The organism is Acinetobacter bereziniae LMG 1003 = CIP 70.12, assembly GCF_000368925.1.
In the GTDB taxonomy this organism is placed as follows: domain Bacteria; phylum Pseudomonadota; class Gammaproteobacteria; order Pseudomonadales; family Moraxellaceae; genus Acinetobacter; species Acinetobacter bereziniae.
In genome coordinates, this window is sequence record NZ_KB849756.1 from 443220 (window position 1) to 461602 (window position 18383).

At 38.0% G+C, this 18383-nt stretch carries 21 protein-coding genes; 4 read left to right on the forward strand and 17 right to left on the reverse strand.

Going from position 1 to position 18383, the window contains the following annotated elements; all coding sequences use genetic code 11:
* Nucleotides 1-19: 19 nt before the first annotated feature.
* Nucleotides 20-271, reverse strand: coding sequence for a hypothetical protein (locus F938_RS12180; protein WP_004824312.1), 252 nt, complete (start codon nt 269-271; stop codon nt 20-22).
* A 308-nt stretch (nt 272-579) separates the two neighbouring features.
* On the opposite strand from F938_RS12180, the gene F938_RS12185 reads away from it, so the two are divergent.
* Nucleotides 580-768 carry a hypothetical protein gene (locus F938_RS12185; RefSeq protein WP_005032134.1) on the forward strand — a complete coding sequence of 63 codons (189 nt, stop codon included), beginning with the start codon at nt 580-582 and terminating at the stop codon, nt 766-768.
* Here F938_RS12185 and F938_RS12190 read toward each other — a convergent pair.
* The 3 genes from F938_RS12190 to F938_RS12200 form a co-directional block, all read right to left on the reverse strand.
* Nucleotides 762-1394 carry a LysE family transporter gene (locus F938_RS12190; RefSeq protein ID WP_026040320.1) on the reverse strand — a complete coding sequence of 211 codons (633 nt, stop codon included), beginning with the start codon at nt 1392-1394 and terminating at the stop codon, nt 762-764. The genes F938_RS12185 and F938_RS12190 overlap by 7 nt on opposite strands.
* A gap of 304 nt (nt 1395-1698) precedes the next feature.
* A complete protein-coding gene (locus F938_RS12195) occupies nt 1699-2268 on the reverse strand; it encodes an FxsA family protein (protein ID WP_004824315.1) in 570 nt (189 codons plus the stop codon).
* A gap of 140 nt (nt 2269-2408) precedes the next feature.
* Nucleotides 2409-2741 (reverse strand): hypothetical protein, encoded by a 333-nt coding sequence (locus F938_RS12200; RefSeq protein ID WP_005032139.1) that lies wholly within the window; start codon nt 2739-2741, stop codon nt 2409-2411.
* Nucleotides 2742-2850: 109 nt separating this feature from the next.
* Here F938_RS12200 and ruvC point away from each other — a divergent pair, with 109 nt between their 5' ends.
* Nucleotides 2851-3396, forward strand: coding sequence for a crossover junction endodeoxyribonuclease RuvC (gene ruvC, locus F938_RS12205; RefSeq protein ID WP_004824318.1), 546 nt, complete (start codon nt 2851-2853; stop codon nt 3394-3396).
* A gap of 174 nt (nt 3397-3570) precedes the next feature.
* Here the strand turns inward: ruvC and F938_RS12210 are convergent, their stop codons facing one another.
* The 4 genes from F938_RS12210 to F938_RS12225 form a co-directional block, all read right to left on the reverse strand.
* The gene (locus F938_RS12210; RefSeq protein ID WP_005032140.1) at nt 3571-3912 is read right to left on the reverse strand and encodes a hypothetical protein; all 342 of its coding nucleotides are present in this window, start codon (nt 3910-3912) and stop codon (nt 3571-3573) included.
* Between the two features lies 1 nt (nt 3913).
* Entirely contained in the window at nt 3914-4714 is an 801-nt protein-coding gene (locus F938_RS12215; protein ID WP_228129515.1) for a hypothetical protein, read from the reverse strand.
* Between the two features lie 121 nt (nt 4715-4835).
* The gene (locus tag F938_RS12220) at nt 4836-5108 is read right to left on the reverse strand and encodes an acylphosphatase (RefSeq protein ID WP_004824321.1); all 273 of its coding nucleotides are present in this window, start codon (nt 5106-5108) and stop codon (nt 4836-4838) included.
* Nucleotides 5109-5116: 8 nt separating this feature from the next.
* A complete protein-coding gene (locus tag F938_RS12225) occupies nt 5117-6592 on the reverse strand; it encodes a bifunctional ADP-dependent NAD(P)H-hydrate dehydratase/NAD(P)H-hydrate epimerase (RefSeq protein ID WP_005032144.1) in 1476 nt (491 codons plus the stop codon).
* A 44-nt stretch (nt 6593-6636) separates the two neighbouring features.
* Here F938_RS12225 and queG point away from each other — a divergent pair, with 44 nt between their 5' ends.
* Together queG and bioB are read left to right on the forward strand one after the other, a co-directional pair.
* Nucleotides 6637-7737, forward strand: coding sequence for a tRNA epoxyqueuosine(34) reductase QueG (queG, locus tag F938_RS12230; protein WP_005032146.1), 1101 nt, complete (start codon nt 6637-6639; stop codon nt 7735-7737).
* Between the two features lie 299 nt (nt 7738-8036).
* The gene (bioB, locus tag F938_RS12235; RefSeq protein ID WP_004824326.1) at nt 8037-9026 is read left to right on the forward strand and encodes a biotin synthase BioB; all 990 of its coding nucleotides are present in this window, start codon (nt 8037-8039) and stop codon (nt 9024-9026) included.
* A 146-nt stretch (nt 9027-9172) separates the two neighbouring features.
* Here bioB and F938_RS12240 read toward each other — a convergent pair whose 3' ends face one another.
* The 9 genes from F938_RS12240 to F938_RS12280 all read right to left on the reverse strand — a co-directional run bounded on the left by F938_RS12240 (nt 9173) and on the right by F938_RS12280 (nt 18339).
* On the reverse strand, nt 9173-11065 hold the full coding sequence (locus F938_RS12240) for a M48 family metalloprotease (RefSeq protein ID WP_005032149.1): 1893 nt from the start codon (nt 11063-11065) through the stop codon (nt 9173-9175).
* Between the two features lie 86 nt (nt 11066-11151).
* Nucleotides 11152-12696 carry an amidophosphoribosyltransferase gene (purF, locus tag F938_RS12245; protein WP_004824330.1) on the reverse strand — a complete coding sequence of 515 codons (1545 nt, stop codon included), beginning with the start codon at nt 12694-12696 and terminating at the stop codon, nt 11152-11154.
* Between the two features lie 24 nt (nt 12697-12720).
* Nucleotides 12721-13314 (reverse strand): CvpA family protein, encoded by a 594-nt coding sequence (locus F938_RS12250; protein ID WP_005032151.1) that lies wholly within the window; start codon nt 13312-13314, stop codon nt 12721-12723.
* A gap of 2 nt (nt 13315-13316) precedes the next feature.
* Nucleotides 13317-14321 carry a quinone-dependent dihydroorotate dehydrogenase gene (locus F938_RS12255; RefSeq protein ID WP_005032153.1) on the reverse strand — a complete coding sequence of 335 codons (1005 nt, stop codon included), beginning with the start codon at nt 14319-14321 and terminating at the stop codon, nt 13317-13319.
* Nucleotides 14322-14411: 90 nt separating this feature from the next.
* On the reverse strand, nt 14412-14891 hold the full coding sequence (locus F938_RS12260; protein WP_010591075.1) for a type II secretion system protein GspM: 480 nt from the start codon (nt 14889-14891) through the stop codon (nt 14412-14414).
* Nucleotides 14891-16033, reverse strand: a complete 1143-nt coding sequence (gspL, locus tag F938_RS12265; protein WP_005032155.1) for a type II secretion system protein GspL — start codon at nt 16031-16033, stop codon at nt 14891-14893. The genes F938_RS12260 and gspL overlap by 1 nt, the downstream gene beginning before the upstream one ends.
* Before the next feature lie 37 nt (nt 16034-16070).
* Nucleotides 16071-16526, reverse strand: coding sequence for a phosphohistidine phosphatase SixA (sixA, locus tag F938_RS12270; RefSeq protein WP_004824336.1), 456 nt, complete (start codon nt 16524-16526; stop codon nt 16071-16073).
* Nucleotides 16527-16605: 79 nt separating this feature from the next.
* Complete coding sequence (locus F938_RS12275; protein ID WP_004824339.1) at nt 16606-17679, reverse strand: NAD(P)H-dependent glycerol-3-phosphate dehydrogenase; 1074 nt, start codon at nt 17677-17679, stop codon at nt 16606-16608.
* Between the two features lie 84 nt (nt 17680-17763).
* Nucleotides 17764-18339 carry a nitroreductase family protein gene (locus F938_RS12280; protein ID WP_005032158.1) on the reverse strand — a complete coding sequence of 192 codons (576 nt, stop codon included), beginning with the start codon at nt 18337-18339 and terminating at the stop codon, nt 17764-17766.
* Nucleotides 18340-18383: the final 44 nt, after the last annotated feature.

Sequence of the window (18383 nt, forward strand, 5' to 3'; positions counted from 1 at the left end):
TTGGAAAATAAAAAATCAATTACTGTGAACCAGGCTTAGCATCCTGTTGTAAAACACTTAATATTGAAATTTGTTCAGGCGCTTCAGTATTATGATTTTGAATATATAAATGCCCAACTTTAAAGGTGACAGCCACAATCAAACAAGCCACTAAGCAAAAAGTCCATAAGCCATATGGGCTTTTGATATGCTGAGAGCCACATTTCGGACAAACTTTTTGTGTCGAAGTCACTGTTTCATTACAGCAAGCACAATGATATTGTAAAATCATCTTTGGATCTCCTTCTTGTCGCACTATTATTGTTTTTATTTATTACACTACTATTATATCCATATAAGTAATGTAAAAATTTAACTACATTTTTAGTTTACATGAATAGTAATGTTTGACAAGCAAATTTTGTTTCTATTTATTTACTTTAAAATTCATAAGCTTAGATAAACTTCAGCTTAAAACCAAAAAACACTCTCAATTCAAACCTATACACCACTCAATACCCAGTATTCAATATCCTGTATCATACGTATTCAAGGTATAATTCAACCCTAGACAAATATTAAATTTTTTTGGAGATTATTTTGGTACAACTGATCAAAAAAGGTGGTTTACGTGAACGCGCCAACCGTAGCCGTAGATACGCTGAGTCCGAAAACAATATCAAAACTTTAGATCCACATCGTTATCAGACCCAAGAACAGCTTGGCGAGAACCCGACAAAACATGTCGATAATGAAAAAACAACTTCTCAAAATAATGAAAATCAATAAAACATTTTAAGTACATCCACCCAAAGAAAGGCTGCAAATAATAAGAAGAAGCTTCCAGAGAGAATATCGATATAGCTTCCAGAACGTTGATAGATTGCTTTTATTTTGGGAACCGACATAATCAACATCAATAGACTAAACACTAAAAATGTCTGAATCGGAATGATCACTGCCAATTGTGGTTTTAAGTTTAATCCTGCACTTGAACTTAACGCCAATGAAAAAACACTACTGAAATAAATCACAATTTTAGGATTAGCTAAATTTGTAAAAAGTCCCAAAAGGAAATAATTTTTAGGTGCATGTTCAATGACCCCATCGAGATTGGTATTTTGTTTAAGTGTGGCAATACCACCCTTTAGCATGGCGTAACCCATTCGAGCCAAAAAGAATCCACCAATCAACATCAATACTTGCTGAATCCAAGGCCAATGTTCTAATAAAACCGTAAAGCCCAATAGCGTTAAAATCACCCAAACCACGACACCTGCAGATATGCCCAATATAATTTTAAGTGTATTGGCACGTGTAGTAGATGCTGAGCTTTTAGCAACCAATAAAACATCTGGTCCTGGACTGAGTTGTGCTACAAAATGTAGTGCACAAATGGTCAATAACATCGACATAATTTAATCTTATCGCTTAGGGCGAGCCAATTATACCGTTTGATCAATCATTTAAGAAATAATCCTACATCTTGAATAGTGATATTGTTTGTTCGCTCAGAAAGTATACCTAAACAATCAAGTACCTAATATTCCGATGTCGATCTCAATCAAAGCTACATCATTCAACTCAACAAAAATCGTCACCCGACATGATCAATATTTTGTTGATCAAACATATTGAATTGAAAACTACAAATTTTAGCGATAAAAAAAGCTGAATCTTTCGACTCAGCTTTTAAGTTAAATCATATTAGCGATGGCTTTATTTTTTATTCACATCTTTGAGTTCAATTTGCTTATGTTCTGGTTCAACCTCATGTGCTTCACCATCAATAATTGTGGAATCACGATATTGACCACCAGATTGTTGGTTTTGCATATCCTGCATTTGACGCATTAAATCTGCAAATGGATTTTGCCCTTGCGCATCCCCCATATTACCCATTCCCCCCATCATATTATTCATCATGGCTTGCTGTTTTTTCGCCATATATTTCATTCCTGCATTTTTAATTGCATTCTGAACAGGCGGTAAAATCACCAACAAGGCTAAAACATCTGTGATCAAACCAGGAATCATCAATAAAATGCCCGCAAATGCTGTTGCCATTTTTTTAGCAATCGCAGGATCATTTCCCATCATTCCTGTCATTTGCATTTGCTGTAATTGTGGCATGATGGTTGAAGTGCTGGAACGTAATAGATTTAAACCAATCACAAAAGCAATGATAAACCAGAAGAATACGTACCAACCACTAATGAATTGTGCAACGCCAATCCACACAGCAATTTCAAGAATGATACCAATCAAAATAATAGGAAAAAGTTTCATCGAAACAAAGCATCTCAAAGATAAATTAAATTTCAGCTTTGAAAGTCATACATTAAATGCCATGAATTTCATCACTGATATATTTATAAGGGCTTTCCCAAATTTTTAAAGGGCAATTTTGTGTTTAATCTCTAATTTCTTTATTTTTGCCATTCATTAGAGGATGTTTTATAAAATAAATACAGTGCCAATATTGTCCCAATCGGAAATAGAAACACTAAAATCACTGCAATAAATCGCGAAATACGACGCCCTCTTTCTGAACCTTTTTCAGCTTCTAATGAGGCGATAAAATGCAAATACATCATCCAGCCGAAAACTAATACTAATATCAAAAAGGCAATCAATGCATCTAAGTCAAATTTCTGCAATATTCCAAAACCGAGTAAGATAAAACCCAGCAGATAGATCAATGTGATTAAACGATGAATCCAATACACATGCTGGTTTTTAATTTGTACAAAACTCTTCAAGCAAACACTCCTGTTTGTTGTTTGATTATACAGCCAATAAGTTAAAATTTTACTTACAATCGCTGGATAGCATCATATAATCAAAACAAGATTTACGATAAACAGTATTATGCCCTTAATTATTGGAATTGATCCCGGCTCACGTTTAACAGGTTACGGGATTATTGAAAAAGATGGTCAAAAACTTTCTTTTATTGATGCAGGTACGATTCGTACTGAAACAACCGAAATGCCTGAACGTTTAAAACGAATTTTTGCAGGAATCGATCGTATTGTTCAATTCCATGGTCCGACAGAAGCAGCGGTTGAACAAGTGTTTATGGCACAAAACCCAGACTCAGCATTAAAGCTAGGTCAAGCCCGTGGTGCGGCTATTGCAGCCTTGGTCAATTTAGATCTGCAAGTTGCTGAATATACTGCTCGGCAAATTAAACAATCTGTTGTCGGTTATGGTGCTGCAGACAAAGAACAAGTGCAAATGATGGTGATGAAGCTTTTGAATCTTTCAGTGAAGCCTCAACAAGATGCTGCTGATGCGCTTGCAGCCGCAATTTGCCACGCACATGCTTCAGGCAGTATGAGTAAGTTAGCCGTACTGAATGCCTTAGGTGGTATGGCACGAGGACGTAGCCGCAATAGTAGTCGTAGACGCTAATATATTCACACAATCTACAATTTATAAATCAAGGTACAGATGAAGCCTCATCTGTACCTAGCCTGTAAATATACAAAATCAAGTTTTATACGTTCTTAGATCAAGCCAAAATATTTTATCGAATTAGAAAATTTTTAAATAAGAATCCACTTCGCTATATTTCAATCGCCTCAGTTAATTTAAATAAGGCAGTGCATCTTTACGCACCTCTCGAATACTGGGTTGTTTAGAGTACGTTGCAATCAACATCTTTCCTGAGTTTCTCAAATTTTTCTTCTGTTCTGGATCGACTCGAATTAAGACCAATTCTTCTGGAATACGTGGGTTACTACCCTCACGAGAAATAATGAAACTTTGATTTCGTTCAAGAATTTTATAATTCGGAAACTCTTTCTGTAACTTCTCTTTGAAGCTCAGTGTTTTATCTTCTTTTTTACGACTATCCATCTGCGTGTATATAATCAACACAATACATGCTGCAAAAACAATTCCAACAATTAAATACTTCTCTAACATTTTATTTCACTCGAATATATTTTTGCTGTTTCTCATTGTAGTGATAAACATGGGTTTCATTTATAGGGATAATTTTAGCACGATCTGCGATATAAATTCGTTGGGTACCTGTATAGGCAATTTCAATATCATATAAACCATCATGTACGGTGCTTAGGAATTGATAATCACCTTGGGTATTATAAATTTGCTCACTCCCTGAGACTTCATTGTCATTGCCAATTTCTGCAACAATTAACTTTTTAATATACGGTTTTTCATCAAAAGGAACGATATATAAAGTGGTGCTTGAGTAACCTTGACGACTAAATTCTTGTTCTTCCACATAGGCTTTGATTTGTGGTCCCACTTTACGAATATTTTTTACAATATCTGAGGTCGGATATGGCAAATAATTAAAATCAGCATTCATCCAACTGTTTTCATCCTGACTTTGGCTGATCAGTTCAAATTGTGAAGAAGCATTTTTCTTAAAGATGTAAACTCGGGTAAAAGTCGCACATGCCCCACAAAAATTAAGCTCATGGTTATTTTTATCTACTGAAACTTCAGTAGTTGTGAACACATAACGTAATTCATTTTGTGCATTTCGATAGGTACGAGCGGGACTAAACACCACCACCGCATCATCACTATTTAAAGCATTGGTATATTCTGCATTTTTAATGCCGATATAGGAAATATTTTGCTGATCCAATTGATCAATCTTTGTAGTTTGAAGCTGTTTTTGATAAAAAGTATTGATCACTGTTTCAAAGTCTAAATCTTTTAGAATAGTTTTAGCATGATGATTTTCAGCCATTTTTTCATTTGTTTGCGCAACAACACTACTGTGAATACTACACATCAAAAAGCAACTGAATAAAAATATTTTAGTGATCATTTTAACATATCTACAAGTATTTTTATGCCAAATGGCTGATTTAACGAATCATTTCAAAATCAGTAAAATCTAAATCATGATTGATTTTGTACTGTTCAATACTGGTGACCTCAGCCCTTAACGGTCCGACATAACAATGACGAATTAAACGTAGAATTGCTTGCTCATCTCCAACGACAACCGCTTCAACCTCACCAGATACTAAGTTTTTGACATAACCTTTGAGTTCTAACTGTAGTGCTTCTTTCTCAAACCAGCGACGATAGCCAACACCTTGTACATTACCATATATCAACAGTTTAACCGCATACATTGTCTATTTTACTCCTGACACGAATTAATCACACGGTACACAGCATGTGCCATATGTTGTGCCTGTAAACCACGAATACCTTGTTGTGCAAGATAATCACCAGCCTGTGCATGTAAAGTGACAATATCATGTAATTGCACATTTTCGGCAAATTGAGCCTTTAAACTGGCAATCATTCCTGCCAAAACATCTCCCATTCCGCCAGTGCCCATACCAGGATTGCCTGCAGTACAAATCCACAGCTTATCTTCGAGAATTAAGCTGCCTGCTCCTTTCAATACCCACTTGCCTGAGTATTTCTTTTTTAGCCTGTGGATGGCAGCTATACGATCAGACTCAATCTCAGCAATGGAGCAATCGAGTAGTTTCGCTGCCTCTCCGGGATGTGGTGTCAGATAAGTGTTTGGACTGAGTTGGGTGTTTTGCGTTGCCAAAAACCATAAAGCATCCGCATCAAAAACCACCTGTAAATGTGTACTTGCACAGATGGGTTTAAACCATTTTAAAAATTGTTGTTCAGCCCAATCATCTCGACCTAAGCCCATACCAAAACTCACTGCATCCACATGATTGATTAAAGATTGAATCTCATCTTCAGTAAACACATTAATATCTTTGACCATAATATTAGGTGATCGCGCCAAAATAGCCGTATGATGTTTTTGGTGACAGACAATACTCACTTTTCCAGCACCCGCACAAAATGCAGACTCAGCAGCTAAGATCACTGCTCCCCCCATATCTGCATGACCACCAACGACCAAGACATGCCCATAACTGCCCTTATGTCCAAAGGCTTGACGTTGTGGCAATTGAATTTGTTGAGGCGCTAATAGTGCTACTGCTTTTAGTGCTGAGTCAGTTGGAATCAGAGAAATCGTTTCAATTTGTCCAGAATATTCTTTACCCAACCCTGTAAATAATCCTGCTTTAAGCCCCAAAATAGTAAATGTATAATCTACTTTGACCGCAATAGGTTGTGTTTGACCTGTATTGGCATTTAAACCACTTGGTAGATCGACGGCAATTTTAATCCCTGTTTGCGTATTAAAATTTTGAATGATGGTTTGCCATGCTTGATCTAAATCACGATTTAAACCAATACCAAACAAGGCATCGATATGACAATCAAACGATGCTTGAAGATCAAAATCCAAATGAATTTTTAATTGATTTTGTTCAGCCAGTTGAATGGCTTGCTTCAAGTCAGTCGATGCACCAATCTCGGCGGCAAATATTTCTACAGCATAGCCACTTTGCTTTAAATAACTAGCAATACAGTAACCATCGCCTGCATTATTTCCATGACCACACCAAACTGCGATCGTTTTAACTTCGGGGTAGTTATTTTGAAAGAGTTGAAGCAAATGCTGAGCAATCGACCATGCTGCCTGTTGCATTAAACCAAAAGCACTATTTTGTTGACTAAACCATCGACGTTCCCATGCTTGAATTTCATGGCTATGATAAACTTGAGCTTGCATGTATTTATCCTTTTATTTTCACTCTTTTCAGCACATTGATTACTATGTCAGCAACATCAACCACTTCATCAATTTCTTTGCAACAGCTTGATCCTCAAGAATTAAAAGCTTGGATCAAACAACAGGCTTTGCAACTGGGCTTTGCTGATTGTGTCATTGCACGTCCTGATGCTCAAGCTGAATTACCAAGATTTAAAGAATATTTAAAGCGCGGTTATCATGGTGACATGAAGTTTTTAGAGGAAAATCTAGAAAAACGAGCTGATCCTACCTTATTGGTTCCAGGCACAAAAAGTATCATCTGTGTGCGAATGAATTATTTGGTCGAAACACCTAAACCACGCTATGTTCCTGATGAGCCTAATTTGGCCATCATCGCACGTTATGCTCGTGGGCGTGATTATCATAAAATTATGCGTGGCCGTTTAAAAACTTTAGCCACAATCATTAAAGATAAAGTGGGTGAATTTGAATCACGCCCATTTGCAGATTCCGCGCCTGTTTTTGAAAAATCACTTGCCGAAAATGCAGGAATGGGCTGGACAGGCAAACATACCCTACTCATTCATAAAAAATCAGGTTCCTTTTTTGTGTTAGGTGAACTTTTCACTTCACTGGATTTACCATTTGATGAACCAGCAACGTCACATTGTGGTTCATGTACTGCCTGCATTGACATCTGTCCAACTCAAGCCATTGTCGAACCTTATATGCTTGATGCACGCAAATGCATCGCCTATTTAACCATTGAATATAAAGGAATCATCCCTGAAGACTTGAGGCGTGGTATAGGAAATCGTGTATTTGGCTGTGATGATTGCCAACTGATTTGTCCGTGGAATAGTTTTGCTAAAACCGCATCCATCACAGATTTTAACCCTCGACATGGTTTGGACCAAATGAGTTTATTAGACCTCTGGCACTGGGATGAACAGACATTTCTAAGTTGCACTGAAGGTAGCCCACTTCGCCGCACAGGTTATCAAAGTTTTATGCGAAATATCGCAATAGGTTTAGGCAATGCACCATATTCAAGCGAAATTATTCAAGCTTTGACCCAACATCGCACATCGCATGATGAAGTTGTGCAAGTCCATATTGACTGGGCTATTGCAGAGCAATTGAATAAAAAATCTTCATTATAAATATATTCTTGGTCTATCAAACGACTGACTTTTAATGTTCAGATCTTTGCAAAGTTGTTATTTTTTTTAATTTTTAATGACTAAAACCCAGAATTTTTAAAATCTTAAAAATAAAATTTAGTAAGTAAATTTCAAGAAATCTGGTTAACTTTGCGACTATATTTATAATTTTAGTTTTCTATATGATTGAACTTTTCAATCGTAAGTTACCATCATATTTGAACATTTTTGCCCTATGGAATTGGCATGAATTATGTATTATATACAGGGATAGATAATGATGATCATGGATTAAACTAATGACAGTACGTAATGACTGGGCTCGTGAAGAAATTCAAGCTTTATATGAACAGCCTTTTTTAGACTTAGTCTTTAAGGCTCAACAAATTCATCGCGAGCATTTTGAAGCAAATAGCATTCAAGTCAGTACTTTACTTTCAATTAAAACAGGAAAATGCCCTGAAGATTGCAAATATTGTTCGCAATCTGCACGCTATGACTCAAAACTAGAAGCTGAAAAGCGTATCGCCGTAGAGAAAGTCATCAGCGAAGCCAAAGAAGCACTTGAATCTGGCTCTTCTCGTTTCTGTATGGGTGCAGCTTGGCGTAATCCACATGAACGCGATATGCCATATGTCTTAGAAATGGTGCGTGAAGTGAAAGCACTCGGTCTAGAAACATGTATGACACTAGGTATGCTCAACCAATCACAAGCTGAGCGTCTCCATGAAGCAGGTTTAGATTATTATAATCACAACCTAGATACTTCCCGCGAATATTATTCGCACATTATCAGCACCCGTACTTTTGATGATCGTTTAAACACTTTAGATCATGTGCGTAACGCAGGTATGAAAGTTTGTAGTGGTGGAATTGTGGGGTTAGGTGAAAACCGCAATGACCGCATTGGTTTATTACATGAATTAGCAACCCTGCCTGTACATCCTGAATCTGTACCCATCAATATGTTAGTTCCAATAGAAGGAACACCGCTTGCTGATGTAGAAAAGCTTGATGTTACTGAGTGGATTCGTACCATTGCAGTTGCACGTATTATTATGCCGAATAGCTATATTCGTCTTTCTGCTGGTCGTGAATCACTGACCGACTCAGATCAAGCTTTGGCATTTATGGCTGGTGCAAACTCGTTATTTAGTGGTGAAAAGTTATTAACCACACCGAATGCTGGTGAAGGCAAAGACAAACAGTTATTCAATAAATTAGGTCTAAAAGCTGAAAAAGCCAAACCAACTGTTGCTGAACTTTCTGTAGATGCAATGGCAAGTTAATTAATGCTTAAATTCTAACATCATGTCTTTGTGCATGGTGTTAGAAACATTGCTTGGCTTTAAAATGCTTCACTTTTTCTTAGCTTTCTTTCTTAACTCTATTTCTAAAAGTTCTATTTCTAAAAATTGTATTTCTAAAAGCTCGCTTAAATAATCATTACACTATTTTTCTTCTGCATTTGATCTACAATATCATCTGACTTAAAACCAAGTCGCCAATACAATAATTGCAATACATCCAATTCATCTTGGGTAATAATCCGATCATTCCATAAGCAAATTTCTGCAACACCAAGAATACTTAAACGATCACGTAATAATAGACCTGCAATATCATTTAAGATTTCACCTAAATCAATCGGCTCATCTGAAATTTCTTCAAATAACTCAAGCTCATCCTTGGATAAAACACGTTCTAAAATCTCATAACGTACATCGAGTTGATTGGCACTGTTAATTTGCTGAACATGCAATAAAGCATCAATTAAACGCACAATCTGAGGTTTTACAGTTTCAAGTGATGAAGGTGTATGCATCGGTAGCAAATGTAATTCAGCTTTTACCCGCTCAATTAACAGCGCATCCAATAAGCCTATTTCGCCATCTTCCTGAATAATTTTCGCAAGTTTCGTTACAAATTGACGCGCACTCGTTGCAGGCATATTACCCAGATTTTCACAAGCATCATGAAAAATTTGGATGTGGATACGCCCATCCATACTTAACAATGAGTCAATAATGGCTCGACTCACCGCAGCATCAGATGGAATAAACTCGCGATATTGCCGAATCATTAAAATTGCAACCATAACCTCACGTGACCCAGTCGCAGTCTGCATTGCACGTTGGATTAAATCTGAGCGTTCTATTTGACGGCGCACTTCTGGATTTAAGGGTTTAATCGCATCATTCAGGGCAAAGCTAATGGGCGATAAACGTAACAAAGGCAATGGCTGTGGCGACACCCACGGATTATAGACTTCACCAGAAGACTCTTCTAAGGGACGCAACAAGCTAAACAACGGCTGACTGCGTAATTTCTTTAAATTTTCTAATTGTAAATCTTGCAATAAAGTCGGATTCAACTCATAGATCCGATCTTCAATGTTGGGGTGAATATTCAACCAGCTTTGTGGACTCAGTGAATTGGCAAAGCACATATGCGCAATTGCTTCTGAAAATTCACTATGAATTTGCGAACCTGCATGATGCACATAAATACGTAATAAAGTCTGCACATTAGCATTATTCAGCAATAACTTCTTCGTTTTATAGTCATTATAAAAAGTACGTCCACCCAATGTGAAATATTTAATCAAACGATTGATTAAAATTCCCATACTACCCAATAGCCAAATCACACCACCCACAGCAACAAAACTGGTTTCAAATTTATGTTGATTGCCTTTGGCGTTGTAGCGATTAAAACCTTGCTTGGCAATTTTGCTTCCTAACTGACTAAATGTAATCAGTCCGCTATAAAGAATCTTAAGTCGAGTATTTTCACGGGCTTCGCCAGACAAAATTTGATTAAACTCATGCCCCAACAACCCGTAAAGTTCTAATTCATCAAGATTCTGCAATGCACCCCAAGTTAAAATAATTACAGTATCTCTTGGGTGGAAACCTGCAGTTAAGGCATTAACACCAACTTCATCCGGTAAAACATATAAAGTCGGTGCATCAATCTCAAAGGTTTCTGCAAATTTATCTGCAAGATGAATTGCTACACTTTCTTCTGGGGTACTTTCGATCTGACTTAAACGACGTGCTTTTAACTGTTTGGCTAATGAGTGTCCACCAGTACGAAAAACATAAAATTCATAGGCAATTGACCAACCAATAATGATAATAATCAACCCAATACAGTAAGGGCTTAAAACATGCCACCAAATTTGCTGTTCACGATCGACATAATGTACCAATAACCCCAAAACGGTATTGAGAATAAAAATAGTCAATATGACTGCAAGCAAACAAATACTCGCAGACCACAACATATTCTTGTTTTTTATCAAATAATGGCTGACATCTTTCAATGTAAAATTCCTCATTACATTGCAAAACACTATAAATGAAAAAAGCGGGAACTTCCCGCTTTTTCTCAATGAAAATCAATTCTGATTTACATCTCTTCTTTAATACCACATAGATCAACCGAAGATGCATCAATATTGACATCAATATAACCATCTTTTTGCTTTTTCGCAGTATCATTACGACTTTGCTCAAGATCATTTAAATATTGTTCGTCAATATCGCCAGTCACGTAAACGCCATCAAAAACCGAACAATCAAACTCTTGAACTTCTGGTACTTTACTGGTTCTCACCGCAGCTTTTAAATCATCCAAATCTTGGAAAATCAAACGATCAGCGCCAATAATATTTTGAATTTCTTCAACACTACGATGAGATGCAATCAATTCTGCTTTAGCTGGCATATCGATCCCATACACATTTGGATATTTCACCATCGGTGCAGCAGAGGCAAAATAAACATTTTTTGCACCTGCGTCACGTGCCATTTGAATGATTTCATTACAGGTTGTACCACGTACGATCGAATCATCCACCAGCAACACGTTCTTGTCTTTAAACTCAAGTTCAACTGGGTTTAACTTTTGACGTACAGATTTTTTACGTTGTTGTTGACCTGGCATAATGAAGGTACGACCGATGTAACGGTTTTTCATAAAGCCTTCACGGAATTTCACCCCGAGAATATTCGCCAATTCTAAAGCAGATGTACGGCTTGTATCTGGAATCGGGATAACCACATCAACATCATGCGCTTCACCCCATTCACGAAGAATTTTCTTCGCCAGCGTCTCACCCATTTTCAAGCGTGCTTTGTAGACAGAAATTCCATCTATAGTGGCATCTGGACGTGCAAAATACACATATTCAAAAATACATGGACGATAACGTGGTTGACTGGCACATTGCTGGGAGTAGAACTCACCTTCAGCGTTAATAAATACCGCTTCACCCGGCTCAATATCACGCTCAACTTTAAAGCCCAATGCAGTAATCGCAACTGACTCTGAAGCAATGATATATTCTTTTTCACCATTTTCAGTCAGGCGCGAACCATAGATTAATGGACGAATACCATTTGGATCACGGAACCCCACCAAACCATGTCCAGTAATCATTGCAACAACACCATAGGCACCTTTGCAACGCTCATGTACACGTTTAACTGTATGGAAAATATCGTCTGGAGATGGTGTTAATGAGGCACATTTTTGCAATTCATGTGCAAACACATTCAGCAAGACTTCTGAGTCAGAATCTGTATTCATATGACGCAAGTCAGTTTTAAACAGATCATCATGAATATCAGCAGCATTGGTAAGATTACCATTGTGCGCCAAAGTTATCCCATAAGGTGAGTTTACGTAAAAAGGTTGCGCTTCAGCACTGCTTGAAGAACCAGCAGTTGGATAACGAACATGACCAATACCATAGTTACCGAGCAATGCGCGCATGTGGCGAGTATGGAATACATCACGAACCATACCATTGTCTTTTCTCAAGAAAAGACGACCATTATGACAAGTCACAATCCCAGCTGCATCCTGTCCACGATGTTGTAACATCGTCAACGCATCAAATAACATTTGGTTTACAGGTGCTTTACCTGCTATACCAACGACTCCACACATAACTACCTCGCAGACCAGCTAGGACTAATAAAACGGATTTTTTGTCGAATGTGCTGATTGATCATCCTCTTCAGATGTTGATGATCGTTCAGTATTTCTCACAGCAGCGTCATCGGGATGCGCTTGTGACTGTATATGATTTAATGCTTCATTTGCAGCATCTTTAGAAATTTCTGAAGCTAAGGGTGCAAACGGCAAAAGTGTTTGAATAAATTTTGACTGTTTCCATGTTGGCGAACTGTCAACCCAAGGACCTAATCCTTGCATTGTTATGAGGACAATGAATAAACCTTTCAAGGTCCCCAGTGCACCACCTGCCAAACGATTTAAAGGACCTAGTTTTAAGCTCTTTAAAATTTGATTGAGAATTGCTGTTGCAATCCATGTTAAAACGATAATAACCAAGACAATAAATGCAAATGCTGCAATTTTTTGCACCACAGGATCTTGACTGAGTGCAGACATGGAAGGTGCGATGATATTGGCATATTTAGCACCAACAATCAGTGCAAAAATCCATCCTATCAAGTTCGCAAAGGCTTTCACGAATCCTTGTCGCAAACCGTTTAGCCCTCCAATGAGCAATATAATCAGTATGATAATGTCTAGGGTATTCATATTTAGGTCATAGCATTAACACAGTCTTTGATCAGTGTAGGACCTGTATAGATCATACCACTATAAATTTGAACCAAACTCGCACCTGCCTGTTGTTTTGCAACAGCGTGTTCACCCGATAAAATTCCACCAACACCGATTAACGGAATTTTACCCTGTAATAGTTTTGAAAAGGCAGCCAAACAAGCTGTGCTCTTTTCAAATACAGGTGCTCCAGATAACCCACCAGCTTCATCACCAAATGGTAGACCTTCGACACCTTCACGAGATAAAGTTGTATTGGTTACAATAAGCCCATCAATTTTAAACTGCAACAATTGTGAAGCAATAAATTCAATATCTGTTGTATCTAAATCTGGTGCAACTTTGAGAACAAGTGGAACATAGTGCTGTAATTCTTCAGCCAACTCTAACTGACGTTTTTTGAGGGTTTCTAAAAGTTCAGTCAGTGCATGACCACTTTGCAAAGAGCGCAAATTTTTCGTATTCGGTGAAGAAATATTCACCGTAATGTAAGATGCGTAGTGATAAACTTTTTCTAGACAAATTAAATAATCTGAAACAGCGTCTTCAACAGGCGTTGTGGCATTTTTTCCGATATTGATTCCAAGAATGCCTTTAAATTTTGCTGCTTTGACATTCTCAACCAATTTGTCTACCCCATCATTGTTAAAACCCATACGGTTAATGATGGCTTTTGCTTGTGGAATACGGAAAAGACGTGGGTGTGGATTGCCTTCTTGTGGTTTAGGTGTAATGGTTCCGATTTCAATAAAACCAAAACCCAAACCCGCTAAGGCATCGATATATGCACCATTTTTATCCAAACCTGCAGCTAATCCAACTGGATTAGGAAACTCAATCCCCATACAGGTGACTGGTTTTGACGCAACAGCTTGACGCATCGCACCCAATTTATGGGCAGATTTAAGCATGGATAATGTGAGTTCATGTACACGCTCTGGTGCTAAAGAAAACAACAAAGGGCGAGCAAGTGAATACAACATAGCTATAAAAGTCTACTGCTTTTTAAGTTGCCACATTATAGGCACAGTATGCTGAAAAGGCTATGCTTGAACTGTGTTTATTTTCAGTACTTACTGTACCGTCGCTGTTAATTTAATCTGTGCGCCCTCTTTAACCAGTTCCATCTTTTCCAAGCTAACACCCATCTGCGCGATTTGAGTCAGAAAGTTTGCCAGAACAGCATAATTCTGATGTTGTGCAACAATTTGAAATTGTTCACCAACCTGTTGTGAAGCCACTGAAAGCCCTTGTTGTTGTGCAACACGTTGAATTTTATCTGCGGTGGTTAATGCTAAATCATCCGCAGGTTTCATGGTAACTACATTACTTTGCATCCAAACCACGAGGTCTTTCATTTCATTTAAACGCAACTGTTGTTTTTCAGCAGCTTTATGGGTATACCACAAGGCTGCACCAACGGCGGCAACTATTACAAAAATCGTTGTGAAAATAACCATAATACGTTCACGTGCTGACATTTTTTCTAAATTGTCAGTCATCTTTTCGGACCACGTGTCTAAACGGTTTTGAAAGCTTTCCATTGTTTTCATCATTGTATCTTCACTAAACCAACCACAGTCGCACCCTGTGTCTGAATATTACCCAGCTCCGCCTTAAAACCTTGTTGGTTTAACTGCGTGACCAATGTCTGTAATGCTTCTGAACTCTTGGCAACTAAATCCATGTTCAAGACAGAAGTTTCATAATTAACTCGATTGGCAATAATCTGATGCTGCATCAAAATTGGACCAACACGACTGAGCAATTGCAATGCCTGTGTATTCGCACCCTGACTAAGTTCTAGTTTATTCTTAAACTGACGTTGAACAGATTCCTCAGTAATTCGCTGTTCATTGGGAAACCATTTTTTATACTGATCTACTGCAATCAATGCTGTTTGATCGGCAACTTTTTTCAGTTTAAACCAGCGCAGAGCATCATAACTCAGCTGTGCAACAATCAAAGCCACCACTAAAACTGCACATGCTTGCCAATAACGAGACACTCCGTCATTTGCCTGTTTGGCTTTAGGCAAGACATTAAATGGATGCTGCTTTGCCTTTTTAATTTCAGTAAACTGATAATTAAATGGCTCACGTTGTTCAGCTGTCGCTACAGCAAATAAACTGGTCGCTTGTGCATCAGTCAACGCACTATATAAAAAAGTTTTTTCTCGATCTGCAAAATCCAAATACAGACCAAGATCATCGATTGAATTACCTAGAAACTCATTCTCACGCACCAACAATTGCCCATTGACATTGGCTAAGATCAGCTGATTTTCTTCTGGAATAGACAACATTAGAAAGTCAGGCAATAAAGAAACAATCTTTAAAGGAATCAAAGACAAAGAGTGCTGAATTGTAGTGATCGTATGTTGATTCACACCCAATACTGAAACTTGATCGGGTTGCTGAAAGTGCGAAAACACTTTCATTTGGTCAATCGGTAAAATGACATATTCTTCAAGTAAATATTTAACACCATCTGGGCCCAATTGTTTATATTGAGCTTTGCTAAACTTTTGTTGAAGAATTTGCACTTCACGACTTGGAAAGAACACAACCGCTTCTTCACCTTGGTAAAGTTTAATATCTTGTATTAATTGTTCCAGACTCGAAGATGTAGTCCAATCACTTCCTCGAGACCATTGCCAAACCCCATTGGCTTCAGGCATCCATAAGTACAACATTTATCGTTTTCTGCCGTGTGTTCTTTTAACAATGCTTTTATACAGTTGGAATAAAGGCTTTATTTTGAGTAGATAGACCATTTGCAATGACCGTTTGCTCATAAATACGAGCTTCTGCCAAGGCAAAAGGATTAAAATGCTCATGTGTCAGTTGTTCAGCAATATGCCCAACCACATTCATATGACATACCACCACAATACGTTCAAATGGTAATTGTGACAACCATTCAATTGCTAATTTTGCATCATCTTCAGGCTTAATTTTGTCACAGATCAATACTGATACTTCAGGAAAATAAGCCTGTATATGGGACAATGTTTCCTGTGCTCTCAATAACGTGCTCACAACAAATACATCTGGTTGTACTGTTTCTTTTAAAAATTGTGCTGTTTGTTCCGCTTGTAAATGCCCACGTTCTGTTAAAGGACGTTTACTGTCCACACCATTGATTGCTGGGGCTGCTTCACCATGACGCACCAAAGTCAGTTGCATAAGATTTCCTTTTTAATACCGCACTGATTATAACGAGGCTTTGTTACAAATCTATCTCTCAACCTCAAATTGTAATCAATTAAACCTCATTGTGTGGCAACACAAACTCTACATCACTTCGATGTCCATTTTTCATCAAGGAAACTGCGATATTGAGTGGTGGTGCACCTTCAAAAATAACTTCATAAAGTGCTGTGGTAATCGGCATATAAACGTCCAATTCTTTAGCACGCGCATTTACTTGTACAATGGTATTGATGCCTTCTGCGGTTTGCCCCAGTTCTTTTGTCGCTTGTTCCAGTGTCTTTCCAGAACCTAATGCAAAACCAACTTGATAGTTTCGACTCAATGGACTATTACAGGTTGCAAATAAATCCCCAACCCCAGATAAGCCAAGGAATGTCAATGGATTAGCACCCAACTTAACAGCAAAACGACTCATTTCTGCTAATGCTCGGGTTAAAATCATACTTCGTGTGTTTTCACCTACTTTATACGCCACAGCCATACCCATTGCCACAGCGTAAATATTCTTCAATGCACCGCCAAGCTCGACACCATGTACATCATCACTGCCGAAGACCCGAAATAATGCACTGTGTAAAGCCTGTTGTACTGCATAACGCACCAACTCACTGTCACTTGCGATGACTGTACCTGCAGGTTGTCCAGCCACAATCTCTTTGGCTAAGTTTGGACCAGAAAGTACACCATAAGGTACTTCTGGCAGTTCTTCACGAATAATATCACTCATGAAACTAAAACTTTTGGCTTCAATACCTTTGGTTAAAGACACCACAGCTTGTGCACTAATGAACGGCTTGATCTGGCGCAACACATCACGAAATGAATGGCTAGGAATAGCAACCAGAATAATGTCACGATCACGTACAGCCTTTTCCAAATTTGACTCAGCACGTAGCCCTGCTTCTAATTGAAAGTCTGGAAGATAGCGTTTGTTGATATGCGTCGCATTGATCTCTGCCGCGATAGCTTCATCACGAATCCAAATCATGGTGTCACAACCATTGCGTACTGCTGTGTTCGCCATTGCTGTGCCGAAACTACCACCACCGAGTACAGTCACACGTAATGCTGTTTTTTGATCCAATACCACGGGTTCAATTAAATCTTTAAAGCGTAAATCCGACATTATTATTATCCTAAAAACCTATCCTAAATATTACATGTAAATGTTTAACGAGTTTTCACAGTTGATATCTCGTTATTTTTGTGATTAATTCTGCCAAAAATGAACATATGCTTGAGTGTCACTTTCGGGACGCGGTGCAATTTCTTTTGCAGCAGTACCCACATAGACAATACCTGAAATTAAATCACGTTCATCTAAACCAAGTGCTAACTTTAAGTGTTTAGATTCAACCACTGCCCCACTACGCCACATTGTTGCAAAACCTTGTGCTTGTAAAGACAATAAAAAATTTTGAATCGCTGCGCCACTACTTAATGTCTGTTCAAAAAATGGAACTTTGGGATGATCTTGAAATTTAGTCACAGCCAAAACCAAAATCGGTGCTCGAAATGGATGATGTTTTACGCGTTCAATTTGAACTGGGTCAGTTTCCCCTAAGTCCGCAATAGATTGAGCCAATAACTCACCAAAAGCTTCGCGCTGTTGACCTTCGATCACAATAAATTGTGTCGGTTTTAAACGATGATGGTCGGGTGCTGTAAGCGCTGCCTGAAATGCCACATTCAGTTGCTCATGTGAGGGCGCAGGTTCAATCAAATGACCAATGGACTGACGTTTGTGAATATTGTCATGTACTGCTTTGAAATTTAAATCTGACATTGACCTAGCTGTAATCTATTTAAATGAACTGTTTGTAAGATTAG

What these genes read in the sequence shown, in the direction of transcription:
- queG (WP_005032146.1), top strand. Translation starts at nt 6,637, where the DNA reads ATGTCAGCAACATCAACCACTTCATCAATTTCTTTGCAACAGCTTGAT.
- ruvC (WP_004824318.1), top strand. Translation starts at nt 2,851, where the DNA reads ATGCCCTTAATTATTGGAATTGATCCCGGCTCACGTTTAACAGGTTAC.
- F938_RS12225 (WP_005032144.1), bottom strand. Translation starts at nt 6,592, where the DNA reads ATGCAAGCTCAAGTTTATCATAGCCATGAAATTCAAGCATGGGAACGT.
- bioB (WP_004824326.1), top strand. Translation starts at nt 8,037, where the DNA reads ATGACAGTACGTAATGACTGGGCTCGTGAAGAAATTCAAGCTTTATAT.
- F938_RS12275 (WP_004824339.1), bottom strand. Translation starts at nt 17,679, where the DNA reads ATGTCGGATTTACGCTTTAAAGATTTAATTGAACCCGTGGTATTGGAT.
- F938_RS12180 (WP_004824312.1), bottom strand. Translation starts at nt 271, where the DNA reads ATGATTTTACAATATCATTGTGCTTGCTGTAATGAAACAGTGACTTCG.
- sixA (WP_004824336.1), bottom strand. Translation starts at nt 16,526, where the DNA reads ATGCAACTGACTTTGGTGCGTCATGGTGAAGCAGCCCCAGCAATCAAT.
- F938_RS12255 (WP_005032153.1), bottom strand. Translation starts at nt 14,321, where the DNA reads ATGTTGTATTCACTTGCTCGCCCTTTGTTGTTTTCTTTAGCACCAGAG.
- F938_RS12280 (WP_005032158.1), bottom strand. Translation starts at nt 18,339, where the DNA reads ATGTCAGATTTAAATTTCAAAGCAGTACATGACAATATTCACAAACGT.
- F938_RS12220 (WP_004824321.1), bottom strand. Translation starts at nt 5,108, where the DNA reads ATGTATGCGGTTAAACTGTTGATATATGGTAATGTACAAGGTGTTGGC.
- F938_RS12195 (WP_004824315.1), bottom strand. Translation starts at nt 2,268, where the DNA reads ATGAAACTTTTTCCTATTATTTTGATTGGTATCATTCTTGAAATTGCT.
- gspL (WP_005032155.1), bottom strand. Translation starts at nt 16,033, where the DNA reads ATGTTGTACTTATGGATGCCTGAAGCCAATGGGGTTTGGCAATGGTCT.
- F938_RS12210 (WP_005032140.1), bottom strand. Translation starts at nt 3,912, where the DNA reads ATGTTAGAGAAGTATTTAATTGTTGGAATTGTTTTTGCAGCATGTATT.
- purF (WP_004824330.1), bottom strand. Translation starts at nt 12,696, where the DNA reads ATGTGTGGAGTCGTTGGTATAGCAGGTAAAGCACCTGTAAACCAAATG.
- F938_RS12250 (WP_005032151.1), bottom strand. Translation starts at nt 13,314, where the DNA reads ATGAATACCCTAGACATTATCATACTGATTATATTGCTCATTGGAGGG.
- F938_RS12190 (WP_026040320.1), bottom strand. Translation starts at nt 1,394, where the DNA reads ATGTCGATGTTATTGACCATTTGTGCACTACATTTTGTAGCACAACTC.
- F938_RS12260 (WP_010591075.1), bottom strand. Translation starts at nt 14,891, where the DNA reads ATGAAAACAATGGAAAGCTTTCAAAACCGTTTAGACACGTGGTCCGAA.
- F938_RS12215 (WP_228129515.1), bottom strand. Translation starts at nt 4,714, where the DNA reads ATGGCTGAAAATCATCATGCTAAAACTATTCTAAAAGATTTAGACTTT.